This window comes from Novosphingobium sp. P6W, from assembly GCF_000876675.2.
GTDB lineage: Bacteria > Pseudomonadota > Alphaproteobacteria > Sphingomonadales > Sphingomonadaceae > Novosphingobium.
In genome coordinates this window covers 2,236,345-2,259,700 of record NZ_CP030352.1, presented here as the reverse complement: position 1 = coordinate 2,259,700, position 23,356 = coordinate 2,236,345, and the positions used below count along the sequence as shown (strand labels likewise).

The 23,356-nt window shown below is 64.9% G+C and carries 18 protein-coding genes; 13 read left to right on the top strand and 5 right to left on the bottom strand.

Annotated elements, in window-relative coordinates:
- Positions 1–6: 6 nt before the first annotated feature.
- Both TQ38_RS10980 and TQ38_RS10975 read right to left on the bottom strand, forming a co-directional pair.
- Entirely contained in the window at positions 7–267 is a 261-nt protein-coding gene (locus tag TQ38_RS10980) for an acyl carrier protein (RefSeq protein WP_043972638.1), read from the bottom strand.
- Between the two features lie 37 nt (positions 268–304).
- The gene (locus TQ38_RS10975) at positions 305–1,324 is read right to left on the bottom strand and encodes a GNAT family N-acetyltransferase (protein WP_043972640.1); all 1,020 of its coding nucleotides are present in this window, start codon (positions 1,322–1,324) and stop codon (positions 305–307) included.
- Positions 1,325–1,349: 25 nt separating this feature from the next.
- On the opposite strand from TQ38_RS10975, the gene TQ38_RS10970 reads away from it, so the two are divergent.
- The 13 genes from TQ38_RS10970 (at position 1,350) to TQ38_RS10910 (ending at position 19,925) form a co-directional block, all read left to right on the top strand.
- Positions 1,350–2,888, top strand: a complete 1,539-nt coding sequence (locus TQ38_RS10970) for an acyl-CoA ligase (AMP-forming), exosortase A system-associated (protein ID WP_043972642.1) — start codon at positions 1,350–1,352, stop codon at positions 2,886–2,888.
- Positions 2,885–4,117 carry a pyridoxal-dependent decarboxylase, exosortase A system-associated gene (locus TQ38_RS10965; RefSeq protein ID WP_043972644.1) on the top strand — a complete coding sequence of 411 codons (1,233 nt, stop codon included), beginning with the start codon at positions 2,885–2,887 and terminating at the stop codon, positions 4,115–4,117. Before TQ38_RS10970 ends, TQ38_RS10965 begins: the two co-directional genes overlap by 4 nt.
- A gap of 186 nt (positions 4,118–4,303) precedes the next feature.
- Positions 4,304–4,945 carry an XrtA/PEP-CTERM system exopolysaccharide export protein gene (locus TQ38_RS10960; protein WP_043972647.1) on the top strand — a complete coding sequence of 214 codons (642 nt, stop codon included), beginning with the start codon at positions 4,304–4,306 and terminating at the stop codon, positions 4,943–4,945.
- Positions 4,946–4,962: 17 nt separating this feature from the next.
- Positions 4,963–6,486, top strand: coding sequence for an XrtA system polysaccharide chain length determinant (locus tag TQ38_RS10955; RefSeq protein ID WP_043972650.1), 1,524 nt, complete (start codon positions 4,963–4,965; stop codon positions 6,484–6,486).
- Positions 6,487–6,496: 10 nt separating this feature from the next.
- On the top strand, positions 6,497–7,543 hold the full coding sequence (locus TQ38_RS10950; protein WP_043972653.1) for an AAA family ATPase: 1,047 nt from the start codon (positions 6,497–6,499) through the stop codon (positions 7,541–7,543).
- Between the two features lie 5 nt (positions 7,544–7,548).
- Positions 7,549–9,288: a hypothetical protein gene (locus tag TQ38_RS10945; protein WP_043973429.1), complete on the top strand. Its 1,740-nt coding sequence runs from the start codon at positions 7,549–7,551 to the stop codon at positions 9,286–9,288.
- Between the two features lie 13 nt (positions 9,289–9,301).
- Complete coding sequence (locus TQ38_RS10940) at positions 9,302–10,567, top strand: XrtA/PEP-CTERM system-associated ATPase (RefSeq protein WP_043972655.1); 1,266 nt, start codon at positions 9,302–9,304, stop codon at positions 10,565–10,567.
- Positions 10,568–10,716: 149 nt separating this feature from the next.
- A complete protein-coding gene (locus TQ38_RS10935) occupies positions 10,717–11,616 on the top strand; it encodes an XrtA system polysaccharide deacetylase (protein WP_043972658.1) in 900 nt (299 codons plus the stop codon).
- On the top strand, positions 11,613–12,689 hold the full coding sequence (locus tag TQ38_RS10930; RefSeq protein ID WP_043972661.1) for a FemAB family XrtA/PEP-CTERM system-associated protein: 1,077 nt from the start codon (positions 11,613–11,615) through the stop codon (positions 12,687–12,689). The genes TQ38_RS10935 and TQ38_RS10930 overlap by 4 nt, the downstream gene beginning before the upstream one ends.
- Complete coding sequence (locus tag TQ38_RS10925) at positions 12,689–13,927, top strand: TIGR03087 family PEP-CTERM/XrtA system glycosyltransferase (protein ID WP_043972664.1); 1,239 nt, start codon at positions 12,689–12,691, stop codon at positions 13,925–13,927. Before TQ38_RS10930 ends, TQ38_RS10925 begins: the two co-directional genes overlap by 1 nt.
- Positions 13,917–15,491, top strand: a complete 1,575-nt coding sequence (gene xrtA / locus TQ38_RS10920; RefSeq protein WP_082057576.1) for an exosortase A — start codon at positions 13,917–13,919, stop codon at positions 15,489–15,491. The genes TQ38_RS10925 and xrtA overlap by 11 nt, the downstream gene beginning before the upstream one ends.
- Before the next feature lie 9 nt (positions 15,492–15,500).
- On the top strand, positions 15,501–17,396 hold the full coding sequence (locus TQ38_RS10915) for an XrtA/PEP-CTERM system amidotransferase (protein ID WP_043972667.1): 1,896 nt from the start codon (positions 15,501–15,503) through the stop codon (positions 17,394–17,396).
- 225 nt (positions 17,397–17,621) lie between these two features.
- Positions 17,622–19,925, top strand: coding sequence for an EAL domain-containing protein (locus tag TQ38_RS10910; RefSeq protein ID WP_043972670.1), 2,304 nt, complete (start codon positions 17,622–17,624; stop codon positions 19,923–19,925).
- 400 nt (positions 19,926–20,325) lie between these two features.
- Here the strand turns inward: TQ38_RS10910 and zapE are convergent, their stop codons facing one another.
- The 3 genes from zapE to TQ38_RS10895 are packed head-to-tail and all read right to left on the bottom strand — an operon-like array spanning position 20,326 to position 22,724.
- On the bottom strand, positions 20,326–21,441 hold the full coding sequence (gene zapE / locus TQ38_RS10905; protein WP_043972673.1) for a cell division protein ZapE: 1,116 nt from the start codon (positions 21,439–21,441) through the stop codon (positions 20,326–20,328).
- Positions 21,438–21,911, bottom strand: a complete 474-nt coding sequence (locus TQ38_RS10900; RefSeq protein WP_043972676.1) for a PaaI family thioesterase — start codon at positions 21,909–21,911, stop codon at positions 21,438–21,440. Before TQ38_RS10900 ends, zapE begins: the two co-directional genes overlap by 4 nt.
- Positions 21,912–21,941: 30 nt before the next feature.
- Positions 21,942–22,724: a succinate dehydrogenase iron-sulfur subunit gene (locus tag TQ38_RS10895; protein ID WP_043972678.1), complete on the bottom strand. Its 783-nt coding sequence runs from the start codon at positions 22,722–22,724 to the stop codon at positions 21,942–21,944.
- Positions 22,725–23,356 lie beyond the last annotated feature (632 nt).

Genomic DNA, 23,356 nt, shown 5'->3' with positions numbered 1-23,356 from the left:
TGCCCATCAGGAGCCGCGCTTCGCCTCGGCGAAAGCAAGCAGGCCGCCGTAGGTCTCCAGCATCTCGCCGTCGATCTCGTCGTCCTCGATCATGATGTCGAGGCGGTCTTCCAGTTCGGTGAGCAGGCCGGCCACGGCCATCGAATCGAGTTCGGGCAAGTGACCGAACAGGCCGGTATCGGCGTCGAACGCATCGGCCTGGCCGGGCTTTAGGCCCAGCACATCCGTCAGGATGCGGCGCAGCAGCAGGTCGGTTTCGTCTGGCATGGCCCCTCGGCGCAGTCTCATTATTAACGGGCGGCGTCTAGCCGCGCTTCGCACGTGCGGCAAGGCCGCGCAGGCCGATCTGCACGAGAACGGGCCAGTTTCGCGGAGAAAACGGGCGAAACATGTCCAGCCGGTAGCGCACGCGTTGCTGTTCCATCCAATCCTGCTTGTAGGGATCGTCGCCGGTGCCGAAATCCACCAGCGTCACGCGGTCGACGTCGATCACGCGGCGCATCAAGGCGGCGGTCAGCACGGAGCCGGGCGAGAGGGGCCTTGCCGCCTCGCGGTGGGCCAGCTTGTGGATGAAGGCGGTGCCCCCTTCCACTGTCCACATCTGGGCCGCGATGGCGGGACCTTGCGGATCGGCAGCGTCGTGGGCGAGGGCCAGTCTGAGGCGGCCCGCCGCGCCTTCCGCGCGGGCGAAGGCGCGCAGGAAATCGGGCGATCCTTCCTCGGGTTTCCAGCTTTCGGCGTAGATCGATTCGTACTGCGCCCAAGCCTCGCCGTCGAATTCGGTGAGGACCCGCGTGACCATCTTGCCCGACTTGCGCTTCAGGGTGGTGCGCAGTTTGCCGGGGCGGGCGGCCAGATATTCGTCGCAGGAGCGCCCTTCCAGCGGCAGGATGCGGTTGGTGTCGCAAACCTCGCGGAGGACCAGCCAGCCAGCGTTGCGGAACGCGGTTTCAAGCGCGGACGCGCTGCCGTCCTCATCGGGAACGTGGGAGAGGGTTATGCGGTGCGCGCGCGATTTTAGCCTCGTCGCCAGCGCATCCAGCGGCGCGCGACCGCCCAGCAGAATAGGCCGGAAACGGAAGGTGTACCAGTTGGACAGGGCGGTCAGATGGCCCGCCTTTCCGGCCAGCGGCAGCACGGCGAGGGCGCCGTCGTCCCCGCGCGCTACCGCCAGCAGCGGCACCAGTCCGCAGTATTCGGACAGCCCCTGCCACCACGCAAGCCGGTCGAAAGGTGCGCTCTGGTGTGCCTCGGACAGCGCCTGCGCAAGCTGGCCATCCGATTGCACTTCCTTAAGATCAGAGTGATAGTCGACCTTCACCACGTCCTCGCGGAGCCTTTCCTTGCATATGCCCGGCAGTCTTGAACAATCCATCCTGCCGCTCGACCATCTGGCCCTGCGCGGGGACGATGACGGCGATGCTCTGGTACTGCGCGAAGGCGTGGTTAGTTGGAAGGACTTAAGATCGCGTGTCTCCCGCCTGGCCGCATGGCTGGCGCGCGAGATCCCCGAAAAAGGCGCGCGTGTCGCCACCTGGGCCGCAAAGGGCGAACTGACCTGCCTCATGCCGCTTGCCGCGGCGCGGGCGGGGCTGGTGCATGTGCCGGTCAATCCGCTGCTCAAGCACGCGCAGGTCGCCCATATTCTGGGCGATAGCGGGTCTGTTCTGCTGATCGCCACGCCCGCTCGGCTGGCGACGCTGAATGCAGCCGACGTGACCAAGGGTTGCCGCCTGCTGGGCGAGGGGGAGGCATTGCAGGCCGCTGCCGATCTGGGCGGCGATATGCTGCCGTCCAAGGCGGACCCGGATGACCTTGCCGCGATCCTTTATACCAGCGGCTCCACCGGGCGGCCCAAGGGGGTGATGCTCAGCCATGCCAACATGTGGCTTGGGGCGGAAAGTGTCGCCGATTACCTTGGCCTTGCGGCGGACGACCGGACGCTGGCGGTGCTGCCGCTTTCGTTCGATTACGGGCAGAACCAGTTGCTCTCTATGTGGTTCGCGGGCGGCTGTGTGATCCCGCTCGATTACCTGATGCCACGCGACGTCGTGAAGGCGGCGGGGCGTCACGGCGTCACCACGCTTGCCGCCGTGCCGCCTTTGTGGGTGCAGGTCTGCGAACTGGAATGGCCGGCCGAAACGGCGGCGAAGCTGCGGCGCCTGACCAATAGCGGCGGCGCGCTGACGGTCGATCTGGTCCGCCGCCTGCGCGCGCTGTTCCCGCAGGCGCGGCTGTTTCCGATGTACGGGCTGACCGAGGCGTTCCGCTCGACTTATCTCGACCCGGACCTTGTCGACAGCCATCCGACCTCGATGGGCAAGGCGATCCCTCATGCCGAAATCATCATAATCAACGACTTGGGGGAGGTTGCTCAGGACGGGGAGGAAGGTGAGCTGGTGCACTGCGGGCCACTGGTCGCGCAAGGGTACTGGCAGGACGCCGCGCGTACCGCCGAGCGGTACAAGCCGGCGCCTGCGGCCTCGCGCTATGGCGGGATCGCGGTGTGGTCGGGGGACCGGGTTAAGCGGGCCGCCGATGGCCTGCTCTATTTCGTCGGCCGGCGCGATGCGATGATTAAAAGCGCGGGCAACCGCATCTCTCCGCAGGAAGTCGAGGAAGCGGCGCTGGGCACAGGTCTCGTCGCCGAGGCGGTGGCGCTGGGCGTGGCTGACGAGCGGCTTGGACAGGCAGTGCACCTCGTCGTAAGGGCGGCGCCGTCGAGCCTCGATGCGGCGGAGGAACTGCCCCGCAAGCTCATGCAGGAACTACCGAATTTCATGCAGCCAAAAGTGATCCACTGGCGCGATGCGATGCCGATCGGGCCGAATGGCAAGATCGACCGTACCGGCCTTGCCGCCCAGATCTCTGCGGAGATGGCCGCGTGAAGGCGCTGGGTCCGATTCCCGCTGGCTACGATGCCATAGACGGCGTTCTTGGCGTCGCAGGCCGCCCTGTCACTCATTTGGTGGAGGAGGCGGGCGCGACGCCGCTGTTCGTCTATAGCGCCGATCATGTGCGCCGCCGCGTGGCCGAGCTTCGCGCCGCGCTGCCGCAGCGGGTGGCGCTGCATTATGCGGTGAAGGCCAACCCCTATCCTCCGATGCTGGCGCTGATGGCGGGGTTGGTCGACGGGTTCGACATCGCCTCGGGCGGGGAACTGGAGATCGTAAGGGGGGCGGGTCTGCCGCTGGCCAAAGTCAGCTTCGCCGGTCCCGGCAAGCGCGATGCCGAACTGGAAGCGGCGATTCTGGCCGGGGTAACCCTCAACCTCGAATCGGAGGGCGAGGCCGCCCGTGCAATTGCCATCGGCCAGCGCCTTGGCAAAACGCCGCGTCTGGCGATCCGGGTCAATCCCAGCTTTGACCTCAAGGGTTCGGGCATGAAGATGGGCGGCGGCGCCAAGCCCTTTGGCGTCGATGCCGAGCGGGTGCCGGCCCTGGTCCGCACCGTGATCGACAGCGGGGCGGAGTGGCGGGGCTTTCATATCTTTGCCGGTAGCCAGGCGCTGGGCGCAGAAGCGATCGCCGAGACGCAGGGGCAGGCCCTCGCGCTGGCGGCGCAGCTGGCGCAGGAAAGCGGCGGGCCGCTGCCGCATTGCAATCTGGGCGGAGGGCTGGGCATTCCCTACTTCCCCGGTGACACGCCGGTCGATCTGACGCTGGTCGGGCAGCTATTGGCGCAGCAGATGGAATCGCTGCCCGAAGTCCTGCGCGAGACCGAGTTCTGCATCGAACTGGGCCGCTACCTGGTGGGCGAGGCGGGGGTCTATCTGGCCCGGATCGTCGACCGCAAAGTCAGCCACGGCGAGGTGTTTCTCGTCACTGACGGCGGGCTGCATCACCAGCTTGCGGCCTCGGGCAATTTCGGCACGGTGGTGCGGCGTAATTACCCCTCCGCCATCGCCACGCGCTTTGGCGCCGGGGTTGAGGAGGAAGCCTCGATCGTGGGGTGCCTGTGTACGCCGCTCGACAAGCTGGCCGACAAGGGCGGTTTCCCGCGCGCCGATGTGGGCGATCTGATCGCGGTGTTCTGCGCCGGGGCTTACGGCGCCAGCGCCAGCCCCGCGACGTTCCTGGGGCAGGGCCCGGCGGCGGAAATGCTTGTCCAGGCATAACGGGACGGAGGAAACGGGCGTTAACCCTTGTTTTCCCTCCGTCCCGTTATGGGACCACCCCCAATTAGCCCGGCAAGGCTAACGCAATATTCACCCTTTCAACCGATACCGGACACCGGATTTTGCCAAGTCCTGCCCTGTGCCTTCGCGCACGGGATACAGGAAGGCGCATACAGGGAAGTCTCCATGCCGCATCGCCGTTTCACCCGACTCCTGGCTGGTTCCACGCTTGCCAGTGTCGCCCTGACGGGATGCGCGACGACTTCCGGGCCCGAGCTGCCGCCTGCATCCTTCGTTTCCATGCAGGAAGGTCCGGGCGAGGAATATATCATCGGCCCGCTGGACCAGCTGACCGTGTTCGTCTGGCGCAACCCGGAACTGGGCGCGAAAGTGCAGGTGCGGCCCGATGGGCGTATCACCACGCCGCTCATCACCGACATGCCGGCCGTGGGCAAGACGCCCTCGATGCTGGCCGAGGACATCCGGCTCCAGCTCTCGCAATATATCGAGGACCCGCTGGTTTCGGTCATCGTCGACGGGTTCTCCGGCACGTTCAGCCAGCAGATCCGCATCGTCGGCGCGACCGAGAAGCCGGCCTCGATCCCCTACCGTGCGAACATGACCGTGCTGGACGCGATGATTGCGGTTGGCGGCCTGTCCGAATATGCGGCAGGTAACAAGGCGCGCCTGATCCGCTTCGACAAGGCGAGCGGCACGCAAAAGGAATACGACCTGCGTCTGGGCGATCTGCTCAAGAAGGGTGACAGCAAGGCCAATGTCATGCTGAGCCCGGGCGACGTGATCATCATCCCCGAGAGCATGTTCTAAGAGGCCGGATCGAAACCATGGATACGCTCTACGAAGAACTGCTCAGCGCGCTGCACAGCGTCTGGCATCGCCGCTGGATCGCGCTGGGCGCTGCCTGGGCGGTCTGCATGGCTGGTTGGCTGGTGGTTGCCATGGTGCCCAACAGCTACGAATCGCGCGCCCGCATCTTCATCCAGCTGGACGACGCCCTTGCCGAGCAGGTTGGCATCGGCGTGGCCGACAAGAAGCGCGATATCGAGCGTATCCGACAGACCCTGACCAGCGCCGTCAACCTTGAGAAGGTGGTGCGCGCCACGCGTCTGGGCGACACGATCCAGAACCCCAAGCAGATGGAGGCCGCGGTCCTCAAGCTGGCGACCAACGTCAAGGTCGTGAGCCAGGAGGACAACCTCTTCGAGATCACCGCGACCGCCAACAACAAGTCTTTCTCCGATTCCGAGAATGCCCAGCTGGCGCAGAGCGTCGCGCAGAAGCTGATCGACATCTTCCGCGAGGAAAACCTCTCGGGCGACCGCGGCGACATGGTCGAGACGATGCAGTTCGTGAACCAGCAGCTCCAGCAGCGCGAGCGTGAACTGGAATCGGCCGAAAGCAAGCGCACCGCGTTCGAGGCGCAGCACCCCGAAATGGCGCTAGGCGGCGCCGCGATGGTGCAGCGGCTCGAAACCTCGCGCGCTTCGCTGCGTGACATCGAGGCCGACCTTTCCGCCGCGCAGAGCGCTTCGGCCGCGATCGACGGCCAGCTTGCCGGAACCCCGCGCACGATCGCGGGCGGGGTTGCCGATGGCAGCCCGCAGTCGGTGCTGGCCCGCGCCCAGGCGGACCTTGCCGGAATGCGCGCACGCGGCCTTACCGAAAACCACCCCGACGTGATCGCTGCCCGCAATCAGGTGGCGGCGCTGCGGGGCGCGGCTTCGCAGGATGCGGCGAACGGCGGGGGGACGATCAATCCCGCCTACAGCTCGCTCCAGTCGATCCGGGCAGAGCGTCAGGCCAATGTCCAGGCGCTCCAGTCCCGCAAGGCGGCGCTCCAGTCGGATATCGCTTCGCTGACGGCCTCGGCGATCCAGGACCCGGAACTTGCCACCCAGGCGACCCGCATCAACCGCGACTACGACGTGCTGCGCCAGCAGTACGACAAACTCCTGCAGGACCGTGAGGAACTGCGCCTGCGCGGCGAAGTGAAGACCGAGCGTGAAGCGGTGAAGTTCGAAGTGGTCGATCCGCCAACGACCCCGCGCTCGCCGGTTGCGCCCAACCGTCCGGTGCTGCTGCTGGGCGTGCTGGTGGTCGGCCTTGCGGGCGGCTGCGCGGCGGCCTTTGCCCTAAGCCGCGTGCGTTCGGTGTTCGCGACGACCTCGGGGCTGGAGCGGGCGACCGGCCTGCCGGTGCTCGGCGCGATTTCGCAGAGCCTGACCGATGGGGCCCGCGTGCTGCGTGCCAAGCGCCTGAAATACTTCTACGCCAGCTGCGCCGCGCTTTGCGGGCTGTTCGTGGTGCTGCTTGCCGCCGAATTCATTCAGCGCGGCATGGTGGCCTGAGGGAATCGACATGACCGACCAGCACAAGATCCCCGAACCGAAGCAGCAGGGCGAGTCCGCCGGCGAATCGCTGTTCGAGCGCGCCGCCGGAAAGTTCGACTTCAACAGCTTCCTCGGCAAGCCGCTGCCGGTTTCGACCGAGCCGCCCTCGCGCCGTTTTCCGGTGAAGCCGCCCGAGGCCCAGCAGGTCGCGCCTGCGCCTGCGCCCGTGCCTGCACCGGCTCCTGCGCCTGTTGCGCCTCCGGTCGCTGCCCCGGCTCCTGTGCCTGTTGCCGCGCCGGTCGCCGTGCCCGAACCTGCCATCGAGCCGGCCATCTTCCACAGTGAGGCCCACCCGGTCGACCGGGAGCATCTGCGCGCCCAGGGCCTGATTGTGCCCGAAGGCACGGTAACCGAACTTCTGGAAGAGTTCCGCATCGTCAAGCGCCAGCTTCTGTTGCAGGCGGCCGACCTGCGCCGCCAGAAGGCAGGCCCGATGGCCCAGCGCATCCTCGTCAGCTCGCCCCATCCGGGTGAGGGCAAGACATACTGCGCGCTCAACCTCGCGCTTTCCATCGCCGCCGAGAAGGACAGCGAAGTTCTTCTGGTCGATGCCGATTTCGCCAAACCTTCGGTCCTCTCGGCGCTTGGCCTGCCGGGCGGTCCGGGGTTGATGGATGCGCTGATGGACGAGGAACTGGACGTTGCCGACTGCGTGCTGAGCACCGATATTCCGGGCCTCTGGGTGCTGCCCGCAGGCGACACGACCAGCCACGACAGCGAATATATCGCCAGTTCGCGCACCGCGCGCGTGCTTGACCGGCTGACGCAGGGCTCTCCCAATCGCATGGTGATCTTCGATTCGCCGCCTGCGCTTTCGGCCTCGCCGGCAGCGGAACTGGCCAAGTATGTCGGCCAGACGATGGTGATCGTGCGCGCCGACAAGACCGGGCGCGGTGCGCTCAACGATGCGATCTCGCTGCTTGGCGCCTGCCCGAACGTGCAGCTTCTGCTTAATGCGGCGCAGTTCAGCCCGAGCGGCCGCCGCTTCGGTTCTTATTACGGATACAGGGGATGACCTGCATGAAGGCGTCAATGCGCCGCAAGGGTGCGGGACTGGTTTCGCTCGCGGCGATTGCCGCGCTGGCGATGCCGGTTGCCGGCCAGGCGCAGTCTACCGGCTACGACGGCGCCGGTGCGGGAATGGGCAGCGGCGGGCAGGGCGCTTCCGATGTCTCGCCTGGCAAGTCCAGCCGTTCCGACAGGCGGGGCGGCAGAGGCGGCGGCAAGCGCGTCGACATCGTGCCTTACATCGAAGTCGATCAGATCGTTACCGCCGAGCTTTCGCCGGGCAGCGACGTGATGACTTATACCCAGGCGGCGGTCGGCGTCGACGCGGCGATCTCGGGGCGCAACAACGGGGCCTCGGTTTCGCTGCGCTACGAGCGCCAGTTCGGCTGGGGCAAGCGCGCGCGTGACGGTGACGCGATCAGCGGCATTGCCCGCGGCTACACCACGATCGTGCCGGGCGTGACGTTCGAGGCGGGCGGCCTCGCCACCCAGGCCAATGTCGGCAACGGCGGCTCGGCGCTGGTGGGCAGCGGCGTCAACGACAAGTACAAGACCTCGATCTATTCGGTCTACGCAGGGCCCTCGGTGACTACCCGTGCGGGCGATCTCGACGTTTCGGCCAATTACCGCGCAGGCTTCACCAAGGTCGAGCAGTCCGACGGGTTCCGCGCGAATTCGGGCACCGGCGCCGCCGATGTCTTCGACAAGAGCGTGACCCAGATGGCCGACGTGCAGGCCGGTTTCGCGCCGGGCACCGTGCTGCCGGTGGGCGTGGGCGCTGCGGGCACCTTCTATCAGGAGGACATGTCCAACCTCGACCAGCGCGCCCGCGACATGCAGGCGCGCGCGCTCGTTACCGTGCCGGTCAGCCGCACCGTCCAGGTGGTGGGCGCGATCGGGTACGAAGACGTCGAGATATCGAGCCGCGACGCAGTGCGCGACGAGGACGGCATTCCCGTGGTCGGTTCCGACGGCCGCTATGTCACCGACAAGTCCGGCCCGCGTGAACTGGCCTACGATGTCAGCGGCCTGATCTGGGACGTCGCGGTGATGTGGCGCCCCAGCCGGCGCACTTCGCTTTCGGCCCATGTCGGCCGCCGCTACGGATCGACCAGCTTTGGCGGCACCTTGGCCTATGCACCCAACGACCGCACCCAGCTGAGCGTTTCGGTCTACGACAATGTCGGCGGCTTCGGCGGCCAGCTCAACCGCGCGATCGACCAGTTGCCCGACGATTTCGAAGTCGTGCGCGACCCGATCACCGGCGACCTGCGCGGCTGCGTAGCCTCGCTGGACGGCAGCAACTGCTTTTCCAGCGCCTTGGGTTCGGTCCGCTCGGCCTTCTTCCGCGCGCGGGGCGTGAGTGCGAGTTATTCGATGAAGGTGGGCCGCCTCAACGCCGGGCTTGGCCTGGGGTATGATCGCCGCAACTTCTTCGCCGCCCGCAACACCGTGCTCGCTTCGGCGGCCGGAGTGGTCGACGAAAACTACTGGCTGGCCGCTTTCCTTGGCGGCGAGCTGGGCCGCGATGCGGGCTGGTCGACCAATATCTACGCCAACTGGATCAGCAGCAACGATCCCCTGGTCGGCGACGTTAACGGTTATGGCGCATCTGCCAGCTATTACCGGATGTTCACGCCGCGCCTGCGCGGTACCCTGGCGGTCGGCATCGACGGGGCGACGCGCGATGCGCCCGCGATCGACGACTTCTGGACGGCCTCGGCGCTCGCCGGCCTGCGCTACAGTTTCTGAGAAGGAAAACGCGATGTTCGATGATTTCTACGGGCTCGACGCAAGGCCCTTCCAGCTCACTCCCGATCCGGCTTTCTATTTCGAGAGCCTGACGCACCGCAAGGCGCTGTCCTATCTCGGCTACGGCCTTGCGCAGGGTGAGGGCTTCGTGGTCATCACCGGCGAAGTCGGCGCGGGCAAGTCCACGCTGGTCGCCTACCTGATGGCGACGATCGACCCGGCGCGCATGACCGCCGCCAACGTGGTGACCAGCGCTCTCGACGGCGAGGAGATCGTCCACGTCGTCGCGCAGTCTTTCGGCATCCACGTCGCGGGCCATGACAAGGCGTCCGCGCTCGGCGCGATCGAGGCGTTCCTGCATGAGGAAGCGCGCGCCGGTCGCCGCAGCCTGCTGATCGTCGACGAGGCGCAGAACCTTTCGATCAGCGCGCTGGAAGAACTGCGCATGCTGTCCAACTTCCAGCTCGGCTCGCAGCCGCTGCTGCAGACGCTGCTGCTGGGCCAGCCGGAATTTCGCGGCACCCTGCTGGAGAGCGACCAGCTGGAACAGCTGCGCCAGCGCGTGATCGCCACCCACCATCTGGGCGCGATGCAGGCAAAGGAAATCCAGCCTTATATCGAGCACCGCCTGACCTGCGTGGGCTGGCAGGGCAACCCCGGATTCGAGCCTTCCGTCTTTGCCGACATCCATGAGGCGACCGGCGGTATTCCGCGCCGGATCAACCAGATCGTCAACCGCTTGCTGCTGCTTGGCGCAGTGGACCAGCGCAGCCACATCGACAGCGAAATGCTGGCGCAGGTGATGGACGAACTGAGCGACGACGGCGCCCTGGCGCTGGTCAGCCCGCAGCCGGGCGCGCAGGCCGCGCCGGTTTCGGTGCCTGCCGCAACGGTCCAATATTCCGCCTCGTTCGAACAGCCCGCGGCCTTCGCGCCCGTGCCGTCCGACGCGATCAATGCCGCCGCCGCCATCGAACTGATCGAGGCCGCACTGGCCGACCGCGATACGCAGATCGGTGAACTGCAGTCCGCCATGGTCGAACTTGCCGCCGCTGCCGAAGCGCGCGAGGAAGCGCTTGCCGCAGCCTCTGCCGTCGCCGCCGCCGATCACGGCGAGAGCGAGGCGATCGCCGCGCTCCAGGCCGATCTGGCGCAGGCCGCCGCGCATACCGCCAAGCTGGAGGCCCGCCTTGACGAGCAGTCGCGCACACTGCGCCACACGCTAACCATGCTGATCGAGTGGATCGAAAGCGGCGACGGCCAGCGCAGCGCCGCCTGAGCATGGGGGGCTGCGGCCGGAGCTTCGACAGGCTCAGCCTGAGCGGGGTTCGGGCAAATTCCTCCCGTCTGATCGCCGCCGCTCCCTGTGATCCCCGCTCAGGCTGAGCCTTTCGAAGCCCCATCGTTCCAAAAAGAGCTTTCGCCACCATGACACTGCCCGGCCAGACTGCGAACGATCAGATCAACGGCCTGTCCGTCGATGTCGAGGACTGGTTTCAGGTGGGCGCCTTCGAAAAGGTGATCGACCGCAGCGACTGGAATTCGTGCACCACCCGCGTCGAGCGCAACTGCAACGAGATATTGCAGCTGTTCGCCGATGCCGGGGTCAAGGGCACGTTCTTCACGCTGGGCTGGGTGGCGCAGCGTCACCCGTCCCTGATGCGCCGCATCGCCCAGGAAGGCCACGAGATCGCCAGCCACGGCTGGGACCACGAACGCGTGTTCCGCCTTGGCCGGGAGGCTTTTGCGGCGGATATCGCAAAGGCCCGCAAGGTGATCGAGGATACCTCCGGCGCCGCCGTCACCGGCTACCGCGCGCCCAGCTTTTCCATCGATGCGCGCACGCCCTGGGCGTTCGAAGTGCTGGCGGAGCAGGGCTATGCCTATAGCTCCAGCGTGGCGCCCATCGCCCACGACCACTACGGCTGGCGCGAGGCGCCGCGTTTTGCCTTCAAGCCGATTGCCGGCAGCGATTTCGTCGAGATTCCCGTTACCACCGCGCAGTTCGCCGGTCGCCGGCTGGCGGCGGGCGGCGGCGGGTTCTTTCGGGTGCTGCCTTACGGCTTCTCGCGCTGGGCGATCCGGCAGGTGAACCGCGAGGACGAGCGCCCGGCGGTGTTCTACTTCCACCCCTGGGAGATCGATCCCGGCCAGCCGCGCGTGGCGAACGCCTCGATGCGCTCGCGCCTGCGGCACTACACCAATCTTGGCGTCATGGCGGACAAGCTGGGCCGCCTGATCGGCGACTTTCGCTGGGGCCGCATGGACGAACTGGCCGCGCGCGAAGCGGGCCGCACCGTGGCGCCGCCTTCGGCGCTGGCCGCATGAACGCGCCCTTCGTGCCGATTCTCTCCGACGTGCGCCTTGTCGATCTGGCCGACCCCGGCGAGATCGCGCGGCTTGAAGGCTTCGTTGCCCGTCATCCGCTGGGCACCCCGTTCCACCGCCCGGCGTGGTTCGTGTCGGTGGCGGCCGCTACCGGCAACAGGGCGCTTGCGCTGGTGCAGGAGCGGGCCGGAGAGATCGTCGCCTTCCTGCCGCTCGACGCGATTCATTCCCCGGTGTTCGGCCGCATCCTTGCCTCCACCGGCTTCGCGGTGGGCGGCGGCCTGCTGGTCACGGGCGATGCAGACCCGGATGCGGTGGTCGCAGCGGCCGAGGAACTGGCCCGGCGCCTGTCGTGCCCCTCGATCGAACTGCGCGGCGGCGTGCTGCCTGCACAAGGCGAGGGCTGGGCGCTCAAGACCGAATCGCATGCCGGTTTCGCCCGCCCGCTCGCGGCGGACGACGAGGCGCAGCTCTCCTCGATCCCGCGCAAGCAGCGGGCCGAAGTGCGCCGGTCGCTGGGCATCGACCTGACCATCGAGGTCGGCACATCCGAGCGCGACCGCGCCGCCCACTATGCGGTGTTCTGCGAAAGCTACCGCAATCTCGGCACCCCGGTCTTCCCGCGCGCGCTGCTCGATTCGGTGCTCGACGGGTTCGGGGCGGACGCCGATATCCTGACCGTGAGGCACGAGGACAAGCCGGTCGCCAGCGTCATCAGCGTGTACCACCAGGGCGCGGTCATGCCCTATTGGGGCGGCGGCACCTGGGATGCGCGGCGCCTGCGCGCCAATGACCGCATGTATTACGAACTGATGCTCCATGCCCGGCGGCGCGGCGCGAGCGTGTTCGATTTCGGCCGTTCCAAGACGCAGAGCGGCGCCTATCACTTCAAGCGCAACTGGGGTTTCGAGCCGGAACCGCTGACCTATGCCACCTGGACCCAGCCTGGCGCTGCAAAGCGGGACGCCGATCCCACCAGCGGCAAGCTCTCGCTCCAGATCAAGGTCTGGCAGCGCCTGCCGCTGAGCGTCGCCAACCGTATCGGCCCGCTGATCGCGCGCGGAATCGGTTGATGGGCGAAATCCTGTTTCTCTCGCACCGCATCCCGTTTCCACCGGATCGCGGCGACAAGATCCGTTCCCACCATATCCTCAAGGCGCTGGCCGCCCTGGCGCCGGTGCACGTCGCGACGTTTGCCGATGACGAACAGGACTGCGCCTACGAGGCCGACCTTGCCGATCTCGCCGCCTCCTACCGTCTGGTCGAACGTAAGAAGGCGCTGCCAGTCGCAGGCGTCGAGGCCATGGCCAGCAGGCGTCCGCTCAGCCTCAGCGCGTTTCATGACCGCAAGCTGGAAACCTATGTGCGTGACCTGCTTGCGCAGCGTCCGATAGACGTCATCTACGTCTTCTCGGGCCAGATGGCGCAATATGTGCCGGAAGGCTTTGCGGGGCGGGTGATCGCCGACCTCGTCGACGTCGATTCGGCCAAGTTCGAGGCCTATGCGGCAAAGGGCCGGGGTTTCCGTTCGTGGATGGAAAAGCGCGAAGCCCGCCTCCTGCGCGCCGAGGAAGCCCGCATCGCCGCCGCCGCCGACGTGACCTTGCTCATCAGCGGCGCGGAGGCCGAATTGCTCCGCTCGCGCCTGCCGGACGGGTCCGCCCGCGCGGCGGCGCGGGTGCGCGCGATGGGCAATGGGCTCGATGCGGATTACTTCGATCCGGCCGCGGCCTTGCCCGAGCCGCGTATGCTGGCGCACGAAGGTCCGCGCATCGTCTTCACCGGACAGATGGATTACGCGCCGAATATCGAGGCGGCGACCCGCGCGATAGAACGGATCATGCCGCTGGTGCGCGAGATGTGCCCCGGCGCAAGCCTGCATATCGTCGGCCGCAATCCCACTCCCGCGCTTGCCGCGCGCAGCGGGCGGGACGGCATCATGGTATGGGGCAGGGTGGATGACATCCGCCCCTGGCTTGCCGCCGCCGACATGGCGCTGGTGCCGCTGGAGATCGCGCGCGGCGTGCAGAACAAGGTGCTCGAAGCCATGGCCATGGCGCTTCCGGTCGTTCTCTCGCCGGGTGCGGCCACCGGCATCGACGCGCTGGACGGCAAGGAATTCGCCGTGCGCGAAAGCGATGCGGCGATAGCGCAGGCCCTGCTCGACCTGGGCCGTGCGCCCGCGCTGGCCAGGGAAATGGGCCAGGCCGCGCGCGACTGGATACTTGCGAATGCCAGCTGGGAAGCGGCGCTGGCCCGCCTCCCTGAATATATGGGTGTCATGACCGAAAGCACGATCGATGCAGCCTGACGTAGCCGCACTGGCGGGCGCTCCCGGCCGGACATGGCGTTCGCTTGCGCCGCAGTGGCAGGCGGCAGTGGTGCGCCTTTCGCTGGCGTGGCTGGTGCTGTTCGCCGCGTTCTTCGCGGACTGGGCGGCGATGGCCCGGCAGTGGTGGAACATCTCCACCTACAACCATATCCTGCTGATCCCGCCGATCCTGGGCTGGCTGGTATGGCAGCGCTGGCCCGAACTCGAACGGCTGACCCCGCGCGCGTGGTGGCCGGGGCTGGTGCTCCTTGGCGCAGCGGCCTTCCTCTGGCTGCTGGGTGCGATCTCGGGCCTGGACCTCGCGCGGCAGGCCGGGGCGGTCGCCATGCTGGGCGCCTGCGTGCCGTTGCTGCTGGGCGTGCGGGTCTCGGCCGGGCTGCTGTTCCCGCTGTGCTACCTCGTCTTCCTCGTCCCTGTGGGCGAGGAACTGGTGAAGGTGCTGCAGACGATCACCGCAGACATCACCATCGCGCTCACCCATCTCAGCGGCATTCCAGCGGTGATCGACGGCGTGTTCATCGACACCCCGGTGGGCCTGTTCGAAGTTGCAGAAGCCTGTTCCGGCGTGAAATTTTTGATCGCAATGGTCGCCTTCGGCGTGCTTTGCGCCAACGTGTGTTTCCTCAACTGGCGCCGCCGCGCAGCGATGCTCGCGGCCTGTGTGATCGTGCCGATCCTCGCCAACGGCGTGCGGGCCTGGGGCACGATCTACGCCGCACAGATATGGGGCGTCGAGGCGGCGGCAGGTTTCGACCACATCGTCTACGGCTGGTTCTTCTTCGCCATCGTGCTGGCCTTGGTGATCGCCGGCGCCTGGCGCTTCTTCGACCGGCCGATGAATGCGCCGATGATCGACGCCGACGCCATTGCCGGCAAGTCATGGCTTGGCCGGCTGGAGACGTTCGACATTTCGGGCAGGGCTGCCCTTGCCGGTATCGCGCTGGTCTTCGTCGCCGCATGGGGCTGGGCGCTGGTTGCCGATACGCTGGAAGCATCGATGCCGCCGCGTATCGACCTGCCCGAAGTCGCCGGCTGGACCCGCACCGACTACACCCCCGCGATCTGGTGGGAGCCCCGTGCAGAAGGCGCCTCGCACCGCCTGCTCGGCCGCTACCGCGACGGTGCGGGCCACAAGGTCGATGTCTTTGTCGCGCTCTACGCCAGCCAGGGCGAAGGGCGTGAGGCAGGCGGGTTTGGTCAGGGTGCGCTCATGCCGAAAAGCCCTTGGTCGTGGCAGTCGCCGGGCCCGGCTATGGCGGATTACATGGCCAGCGGCACCAGCGAGCGCCTGCTCGGCAACGGCCGGATAGAGCGCGTCGCAGTGACCTTGTATCGCACGGGTTCGCTGCTTTCTGGCAGCAATGCGCATCTCAAACTGGCAGTCATCCGCGACCACCTGCTGTTTCGCGTCCGGCCTACCGCAATGCTGATCCTTTCGGCGGAGGATGCGCCGCGCGGCGCGGCGCCGCAGTCCATTTCCGCCTTCCGCGCATCCACAGGGCCCCTTGGGCCATGGGTGGACCGCGTGATCCAGCTCAGGTAGCCAAGGCCCATGTGCGGTATCGCCGGTATTTATCATCTGGAAACGCCCAAGCCCGTCGATCCCGCCCGGATCGAGGCGATGTGCGATGCCATCGCGCACCGCGGTCCTGACGGGCAGGGGGTATGGACGGCGCCTGGCGTGGGCCTTGGCCACCGCCGTCTCTCGATCATCGACCTAGCCGGTTCTCCCCAGCCCATGGCTTCCCCGGATGGCCGCGCCATGCTGGTCTTCAACGGTGAGATCTACAACTACCGGGAACTGCGCCAGGAACTGAAGGCGGCCGGCGCCATCTTCCGCACCGATGGCGATAGCGAGGTCATCCTTGCAGCCTGGCAGCGCTGGGGGCCGGACTGTGTTTCGCACCTCAACGGCATGTTCGCTTTCGCGATCTACGATCTGGAGGCGCGCAGCCTGTTCCTCGCGCGGGACCGGCTCGGTGTGAAGCCGCTCTATTATGCGGCGCTGAGCGACGGCAGCCTGGCTTTCGGCTCGGAACTCAAGGCGCTGCTGGCCCACCCGTTGCTGCGGCGCGAGATCGACCCGCTGGCGATCGAGGATTACCTCACCTGGGGCTACGTTCCCGATAGCCGCGCGATCCTGAAAGGCGTGCACAAGCTGGCGGCGGGCCACTCGCTGCTGCTGCGTCACGGCAGTCCGCTGCCCCGCCCCAGCCAGTGGTGGGACGTCTCCTTCGCTGACCGCCGCAAGGGTAAGGCAGCCGATCTGGAAGCTGAACTCGTGCACCTGATGCAGCAGGCGGTATCCTCGCGCATGGTCGCCGACGTGCCGCTCGGCGCGTTCCTTTCGGGCGGGGTCGACAGTTCCAGTGTCGTCGCGCTGATGGCGGAAGCCAGCGGTCGGCCCGTGCGCACGTGTTCGATCGGCTTCGACGTGGCGGGTCTGGATGAGAGCGCCTACGCCTCGCAGATCGCGCGGCTTTTCGCTACCGACCATGCTTCGCGCAAGGTTTCGCCGGACGATTTCTCCGCGATCGACCAACTTGCCGGCATGTTCGACGAGCCTTTCGCAGATGCCTCCGCGCTGCCGACCTGGCGGGTATGTCAACTGGCGCGCGAGTCCGTGACTGTCGCGCTCTCTGGCGACGGTGCCGACGAGGCATTGGCCGGTTACCGCCGCCATGTTTTCCAGAGCGGTGAGGACCGGGTGAGGGCGCTTGTCCCGCAGGCCCTTCGTGGTCCAGTGTTCGGGACGCTTGGCGCGCTCTATCCCAAGGCCGACTGGGCGCCGCGTCCACTGCGTGCGAAATCGACGTTGCTTTCGCTGGCTGGCGATTCGGCGCAGGGGTATGCCCGGTCGATGGCCTTCGCGCCGCCGGAAGTGCGGGACGGGCTTTATTCGGATGAATTTTGCCGCCTGCGCGGCGATTACCGCGCTGAGGACCCCGTGCTGGAACTGATGCGCGGTGCGCCGGCACGTTCGGGGCTAGATCAGGCGCAATATGCAGACCTCAAGGCCTGGCTACCGGGCGATATCCTCACCAAGGTTGATCGCACGAGCATGGCGGTGAGCCTGGAAGCACGCGAACCGCTGCTTGACTACCGGCTGATCGAATTCGCCGCGAGCCTGCCCGAATCGATGCGGGTGCGAGGCGGGCAGGGCAAGTGGCTGATGAAAAAGGCGATGCGCCGCTACTTGCCGGACGACATCCTCTATCGGCCGAAGCAGGGTTTCGTGACCCCGATCGCGCAGTGGTTTCGCGGCCCACTGGCCGAAACCGCGCGCGAAATCGCAGGGGGCGCAGCGCTGGCCCGCACCGGCTGGTTCGATACCCGGCGCCTTTCAGGTCTGGTCGATAGCCATGTTGCAGGCACTGCCGACAACTCGCGTCTGCTGTGGCAACTGCTGATGCTTGACAAGGCATTTACCGGTCTCGGTATGGGATAATGCAGCACGCGGCGCCCTGATATCGGGGGGCATCGCTTTTCGCCGGCGCGGCCGGATTAACTAAACCGATTCTTAGGACCTTTGCGGTAGTCCGGCATGAGCGAAGCGCCATTGCGGGACGTCAATGAACATAATCGGTCGCCATTGCCAGAATTCAAAGCGGAAGATTTTCGCGGCGATGACGCTTGTTCTGCATTCTGTTGGCACCGGTCAGGGGCGTGGATCATGATCGAACCCTTTCGCCGCATACATGCTTTCTGGAAAAACCCTCGCGCCCGGATCGTTTTCTGGGCAGCGTTCACGGGTCTGGCCGTAGGCATCAGCGGGATAGGTTTGCCGGCTGAGGATTACCTCCGCAACTGGCGCTGGATGTCGCGTACCGAACCCTCCAGCGGCACTATCGTCATGGTCGAGCAAGATCAGCAAACGCTGACCAACTTGGGTGCCAACGATGTCACTCACGGTAACGACGCCGATATCATCGATCATTTGTTTGCTGGCGGTGCCAAGCGGATATTTTTCGATCGTTCGTTCTCGGCGCCCGGTTCCAACGACGACGATGCCAAATTCATCGCGGCACTAAAGGCGAATCAGGGCAAGGTCGTTTTGGGCGCGACCGTGGGAGGCAGCGGGCCTTTAGGTAATTACGCTGGACGCGTCCCTCTGGAGGCATATCGCGAACATGCTGGTGTTGCATCACTTCTGGTGCGGCACAGGCCGTTGAATATGAATGTCCAGATTCCTTTTTCTTCGGGTAGCCCTGTAGGCAAGATCCCCTCGATTGCGGCAGCGATTGCCGGCGTGGATGCCGACCCGGACAAGTTGTTTTTTCCTGACTTTGCGATAACGACCGGCTCGTTTCGGACGCTCAGCTACTACGATGTGATGCGCGGGAATTTCGATCCTGCGATCGTGCGCGGCAAAGATATCCTGGTCGTCCCGTCAGCTCTCATTTTCAACGATATTCACTCGATACCCGGTCAGAATATAAACGCGCCCGGCGGATATTTTCATGCCATCGGCGCAGAAACCCTGAAGCGCGGGATGCCCAAGGAATATGGCTGGCTTCCAGCCTTTATCCTTGTGCTGGTTCTCATCGTGACGGCTTTCGGGCGCGGGCGTGTGCTGGATGTTTATCGCTTTTCGGGGCTCGCCGCAGTTCTCGGCGCGGCGCCGTTCGTGTTGGACTATGCCGGCATTCAAATCGAGGTTATCCCGGCGTTCAGCGTCGCTCTCGTTGCGGTGATCCGCATGCGCAACCTCGACCGTGTCGAGGAGGCTGGCGAAACCAATACCGGCTCCGGCCTGCCCAGCGTCCAGGCGCTTCGCAATTCCGCCGACGTGTCGACGCGTATCCTCGTGGCCCTGAAGATCCGCAACTACGGCGCGATCATCGGTAGCTTCGCCGAACATGTCGAGGCGCAGCTCGCCAAGGAGATCGTCCGCCGTATCCGCATCAGCGATGAGAACGTCCTGATCTACCACGAAGGCGGCATGTTCGTCTGGCTTTCGTCTATCCGCAGTTCGTTCGACTTGTTCGAGAATCTGGAAGGCCTGCACCGGATCGTCCAGAACGGTATCCAGGTCGGCGGCATCGATGTGGACCTCTCTTTCAACTGCGGCGTCGATTCCGAGTTCGGCAGGGCCCTGTCCGGCCGTGTTGCCAGTGCGATGCAGGCGGCCGAAGAGGCAGTGCGTAATGACGAACTGGTCTACCAGCACGAAGCGGGCAAGCACGAGGCGCAGTGGGAAATCTCGCTGCTGACCTCGCTTGACCGGGCTATCGACAACGGCGAAGTCTGGGTGGCCTATCAGCCGAAGCTGGAACTGAAATCCAACCGCATCTGCGGCGCCGAGGCGCTGGTCCGCTGGACGCATCCCGAGCGAGGCCCGATCGGTCCTGATAAATTTATCCGGATTGCCGAGGAATTCCACCGCATCGAACGGATCACGCGCTTCGTCATCAATGATGCTGTGCGGGTGGCCGTTGAGCTGGAGCGTAGTGGGTACGAACTGACCATGTCGGTCAATATCTCGGCGCAGCTCCTGCGTAACCCTGGCCTTCCGGGCATGATCTCGGAAATTCTGGCCTTGCACGGTCTGTCACCCAATCGCCTCATTCTGGAGATCACGGAAACCGATCGCCTCGATCGCAGCTCGCGCACTTTCCAGATGCTGCAGCGCCTCGTCCAGTCGGGCCTCCGACTGTCGATCGACGATTTCGGCACCGGCAATGCGACGATTGATTATCTGCGATATCTGCCGGCCAGCGAGGTCAAGATCGACAAGACGTTCGTGTCCTTGATGGAAGGCCGCAAGGATGATCTGTTGCTGGTGCAGTCGATCATCGAAATGGCCCACTCGCTTGACCGGGTCGTCGTCGCTGAAGGGGTGGAGACCGCCAAGGTTCTCGAGATGCTCACGGGCATGGGATGTGATCTGGTGCAGGGCTACTATGTCAGCCGTCCCGTCCCATTCCGGGATTTCCTCGACTTCGTATCAGGCAGGAGAGCGCGTCTGATTGGTTAAAAATTCCTTGATGCTTCGTTAACCTCTTGTTATCCATTTGATCGGCCGCAGTGATGCGGTCGTTCACATGGGGAATGACGATGAACAAGGAACTTTGGGGCGGTGGTTGGTGGGGCGGCTCTCTCTAATAGAGAGGCTACCTGCTAGAGCCCGCTTCAACAGAACGGGCTGCTGCTAAGAAAAAGAAGCGCTTTCCAGAAGAACTCCTGTCTTTTGGAAAGCGCTTTTTCTTTGTCTTTCGAAGATGTGTTTGGCGCTTGTTTAAAGCATAAATCGCCACCACGCCGCCGTAATTGCCGGGCGAGCATTAATTTCTTCAGTAAGCTGAAATTTGAGCAAGCAAGAATGCTCAGTCGCACAACGGCGAATCGCATCCCGATTCGGGATGCGTTAACGAACTTCAGTCTTCGCCGTGTCCCAGAGCGAGATAATCTGCGCTCTGCATTTCGTTAAGACGGCTGACGGTGCGCTCGAATTCGAAGCGGCCAGTCCCGGCCTGGTAAAGATCTTCAGGGGCCGCATCGGCCGCTGCGATCAGCTTGACCTTATGTTCGTAAAGCGCATCGATGAGCGTAACGAAGCGCGCAGCCTCGTTGCGGCGATCGGGACCCATCTTCGGAATGCCAACGAGAATCACCGTGTGATAGGCGCGTGCGATGGCCAGGTAGTCTGCCGCGCCGCGTGCTTCTCCGCATAGACGCTTGAAGCTGAAAACGCCCACGCCCTTGAGGCTTTTGGGCACATGGAGCATACGGCCGCCGCCGACGTCGATATCGGCGGAGGGGACATGCTCGCTATCCTCGGGCGGATAGTCGGTGAGGCGATAGAACGCTTCACGGACCTGCTCGGTGGCTTCTTCGCCCAATGGGGTATGCCAAGTGGCCATGCCGCCAAGACGCTGCATCCGGTAATCGGTCGGTCCGTTTAGCGTCAGGACGTCCAGTTCCTGCTCGATCAGGCCGATGAAGGGCAGGAAATGCTCGCGGTTCAGCCCGTCCTTGTAGAGGTGGGAGGGAGCGCGGTTCGATGTCGTCACGATCGTCACGCCTTCGTTCACGATAAGATATGTGAACAGGCGGCTCATGATCATTGCGTCGGCTGAGTTGTTGACGACCATCTCGTCGAAGGCGAGGCAACGCGTGCCTCGGGCAATGGTGGCGGCGACCGGCGGGATGGGGTCGCCGGTTTCTTTTTTGCGCTCGTCGCGCAGCAGCGCGTGAACTTCGAGCATGAAGGCGTGGAAGTGGATGCGCTTCTTGCCGGGCATGTCGAGCGTCTGGACGAACAGGTCCATCAGCATGGACTTGCCGCGCCCGACGCCGCCCCACATGTAAACACCGCGCGGCGGGGCGGGCTTCTTGCCCAGCAGCTTGCCGAGCAATCCGGTAGAGGCCTGGGCCTTGTAAAGATCGCGCTGGAGGCGGCTGAGCCGCTCGGCAGCCGCGGCCTGCTCAGGGTCCGAGCGTAGTTCGCCGGTCGCGACCAGCGCCTCGTATCGCTCGAGCATCGCGGTCATTGTGCGGAAACCTTGCCGACGCTGGGCTTGCGCAGGGTGCCTACGAAGCTGGCCACCAGATGGTCGCCTTGCTCTACGGTGCCGCGCATGAAGACGAGGCGGCGGGTTTCCTTCACCACTTCGGAAATTACGTCGAGTGGCTGCCCGATACGGCCTGCGCCGATGAACTGGTTATGGAGGTCAAGCGTGACCGAGCCGGCGGCGTCCGCGCCCAGAACCGTGAATATCGATGCGAACATGGCGACGTCGATCAGGGCGAGGGTCACCCCGCCGTGGACGTTGTCATGCACGTTGCTGTGGTGGCTTTCCACGTCGACGAGCCGCAGCCTCGCGCTTTTCTCACCTTCACGGCGGATAAGCATCCGGCCCAAGCCATGCGTATTGAAACGCGTGCCTTCGTTGAGCCGCCACGAATGCCAGCCCGGAAACTCCGGGTCCGGCTCGTGGATGAATGTGCCGCCTTGCGCCACGGGCAGGTTCGCTTCCGAACCAATCCTGACTTAGACTTGGCGCTCGGCCTGCATCTTCTTGATCTCGGCGATGGCGCGTGCGGGCGAGAGCCCCTTGGGGCACACGTTGGCGCAATTCATGATCGTGTGGCAGCGGTAGAGGCGGAACGGATCTTCCAGCTCGTCAAGCCGCTCGCCGGTCATCTCGTCACGGCTGTCTGCGAGCCAGCGATAGGCCTGTAGCAGGATTGCCGGGCCGAGGAACTTGTCGGAGTTCCACCAGTAGCTCGGGCACGAGGTGGAGCAGCAGGCGCACAGGATGCACTCATACAGGCCATCCAGCTTCTCGCGCTGCTCGGGGCTCTGGAGGCGTTCCTTGCCCGAAGGTGTGGTCGAGACAGTCTGCAGCCACGGGCGGATCGACGCGTACTGCGCGTAGAAGTGCGTGAAATCGGGAACGAGGTCCTTGATCACATCCATGTGCGGCAGCGGGGTGATACGGATGTCACCCTTGAGATCCTCTATCGCGGTCGTGCAGGCGAGGCCGTTGGCTCCGTTCATGTTCATCGCACATGAACCGCAGATGCCCTCGCGGCAGGAGCGGCGGAAGGTCAACGAGGGGTCGGCCTCGCTCTTCATCTTGATGAGCGCGTCGAGGACCATCGGGCCGCAATTGTCGAGGTCGATCTCGAACGTGTCGTAGCGCGGGTTCTCACCCGAATCCGGGTCGTAGCGGTATACGGTGAACTTCTTCACCTTGGTGGCGCCCTCGGCCTTGTGGACTTTGCCCTGCTTCTTGATCTTGCTGTTGGCCGGGAGGGTGAAGGTCGCCATGAAGAATCCCCGTGATCTTGCACTGCGGCATGAACCGCGACTGATGTCCCCCCTCTAGCGATTCGTCGGCGCAGGGCAAGGGGTGACAATAGCGAGGTTTTCCCGGCCCGCCCCGGCAGATGCGCCTCAGGTCGTTGTCGGCTTTGCCGATTTGCACCTGCTGAGCAGACCGTACCAATGGCAATGAGGGGTCTCTAATGCGGCGTAAGGCTAAAGAAAAACAAGTAAAATGCTGTTATTAAATGATAAAATTGCGTTCTTTGAATTATTGTAGTCGGATTTGACGAAGGTATCCAACGCTATCGTCGGTTCCTTCCTCTTCGTGGGAAACGCGGTTGTCCCTCAATTCAGGCGCACTGCGCATTGCGCGGTTCGCAAGTGGATAAATACGAGAATGTCGGAATCGGTCGAAATTTTATCGGCTCGTTTCGGATGGGAAAGCAGGTCCCGATGCTCCTGAGCGCGTGCAGCAATAAATGCTATTGAGTGTCAACCGCAGATTAACTGAGGGCGGCGTTTGATCCATTCGCGTTCAGCGCCATCGAGCAAAGATAGTCCGCAAAACCGCATTCAATTCTTCAGGCAATGCACGGCCAGATCGGCAAGTGCAGGCCGATACCGCGCCTGCGATG

Bases quoted from the DNA above. Each gene is read 5' to 3' on its own strand.
- TQ38_RS10980 (WP_043972638.1), bottom strand. From the start codon at position 267: ATGCCAGACGAAACCGACCTGCTGCTGCGCCGCATCCTGACGGATGTG.
- TQ38_RS10970 (WP_043972642.1), top strand. From the start codon at position 1,350: ATGCCCGGCAGTCTTGAACAATCCATCCTGCCGCTCGACCATCTGGCC.
- TQ38_RS10960 (WP_043972647.1), top strand. From the start codon at position 4,304: ATGCCGCATCGCCGTTTCACCCGACTCCTGGCTGGTTCCACGCTTGCC.
- TQ38_RS10955 (WP_043972650.1), top strand. From the start codon at position 4,963: ATGGATACGCTCTACGAAGAACTGCTCAGCGCGCTGCACAGCGTCTGG.
- TQ38_RS10950 (WP_043972653.1), top strand. From the start codon at position 6,497: ATGACCGACCAGCACAAGATCCCCGAACCGAAGCAGCAGGGCGAGTCC.
- TQ38_RS10945 (WP_043973429.1), top strand. From the start codon at position 7,549: ATGAAGGCGTCAATGCGCCGCAAGGGTGCGGGACTGGTTTCGCTCGCG.
- TQ38_RS10940 (WP_043972655.1), top strand. From the start codon at position 9,302: ATGTTCGATGATTTCTACGGGCTCGACGCAAGGCCCTTCCAGCTCACT.
- TQ38_RS10935 (WP_043972658.1), top strand. From the start codon at position 10,717: ATGACACTGCCCGGCCAGACTGCGAACGATCAGATCAACGGCCTGTCC.
- TQ38_RS10930 (WP_043972661.1), top strand. From the start codon at position 11,613: ATGAACGCGCCCTTCGTGCCGATTCTCTCCGACGTGCGCCTTGTCGAT.
- TQ38_RS10925 (WP_043972664.1), top strand. From the start codon at position 12,689: ATGGGCGAAATCCTGTTTCTCTCGCACCGCATCCCGTTTCCACCGGAT.
- xrtA (WP_082057576.1), top strand. From the start codon at position 13,917: ATGCAGCCTGACGTAGCCGCACTGGCGGGCGCTCCCGGCCGGACATGG.
- TQ38_RS10915 (WP_043972667.1), top strand. From the start codon at position 15,501: ATGTGCGGTATCGCCGGTATTTATCATCTGGAAACGCCCAAGCCCGTC.
- TQ38_RS10910 (WP_043972670.1), top strand. From the start codon at position 17,622: ATGATCGAACCCTTTCGCCGCATACATGCTTTCTGGAAAAACCCTCGC.
- zapE (WP_043972673.1), bottom strand. From the start codon at position 21,441: ATGACCGCGATGCTCGAGCGATACGAGGCGCTGGTCGCGACCGGCGAA.
- TQ38_RS10895 (WP_043972678.1), bottom strand. From the start codon at position 22,724: ATGGCGACCTTCACCCTCCCGGCCAACAGCAAGATCAAGAAGCAGGGC.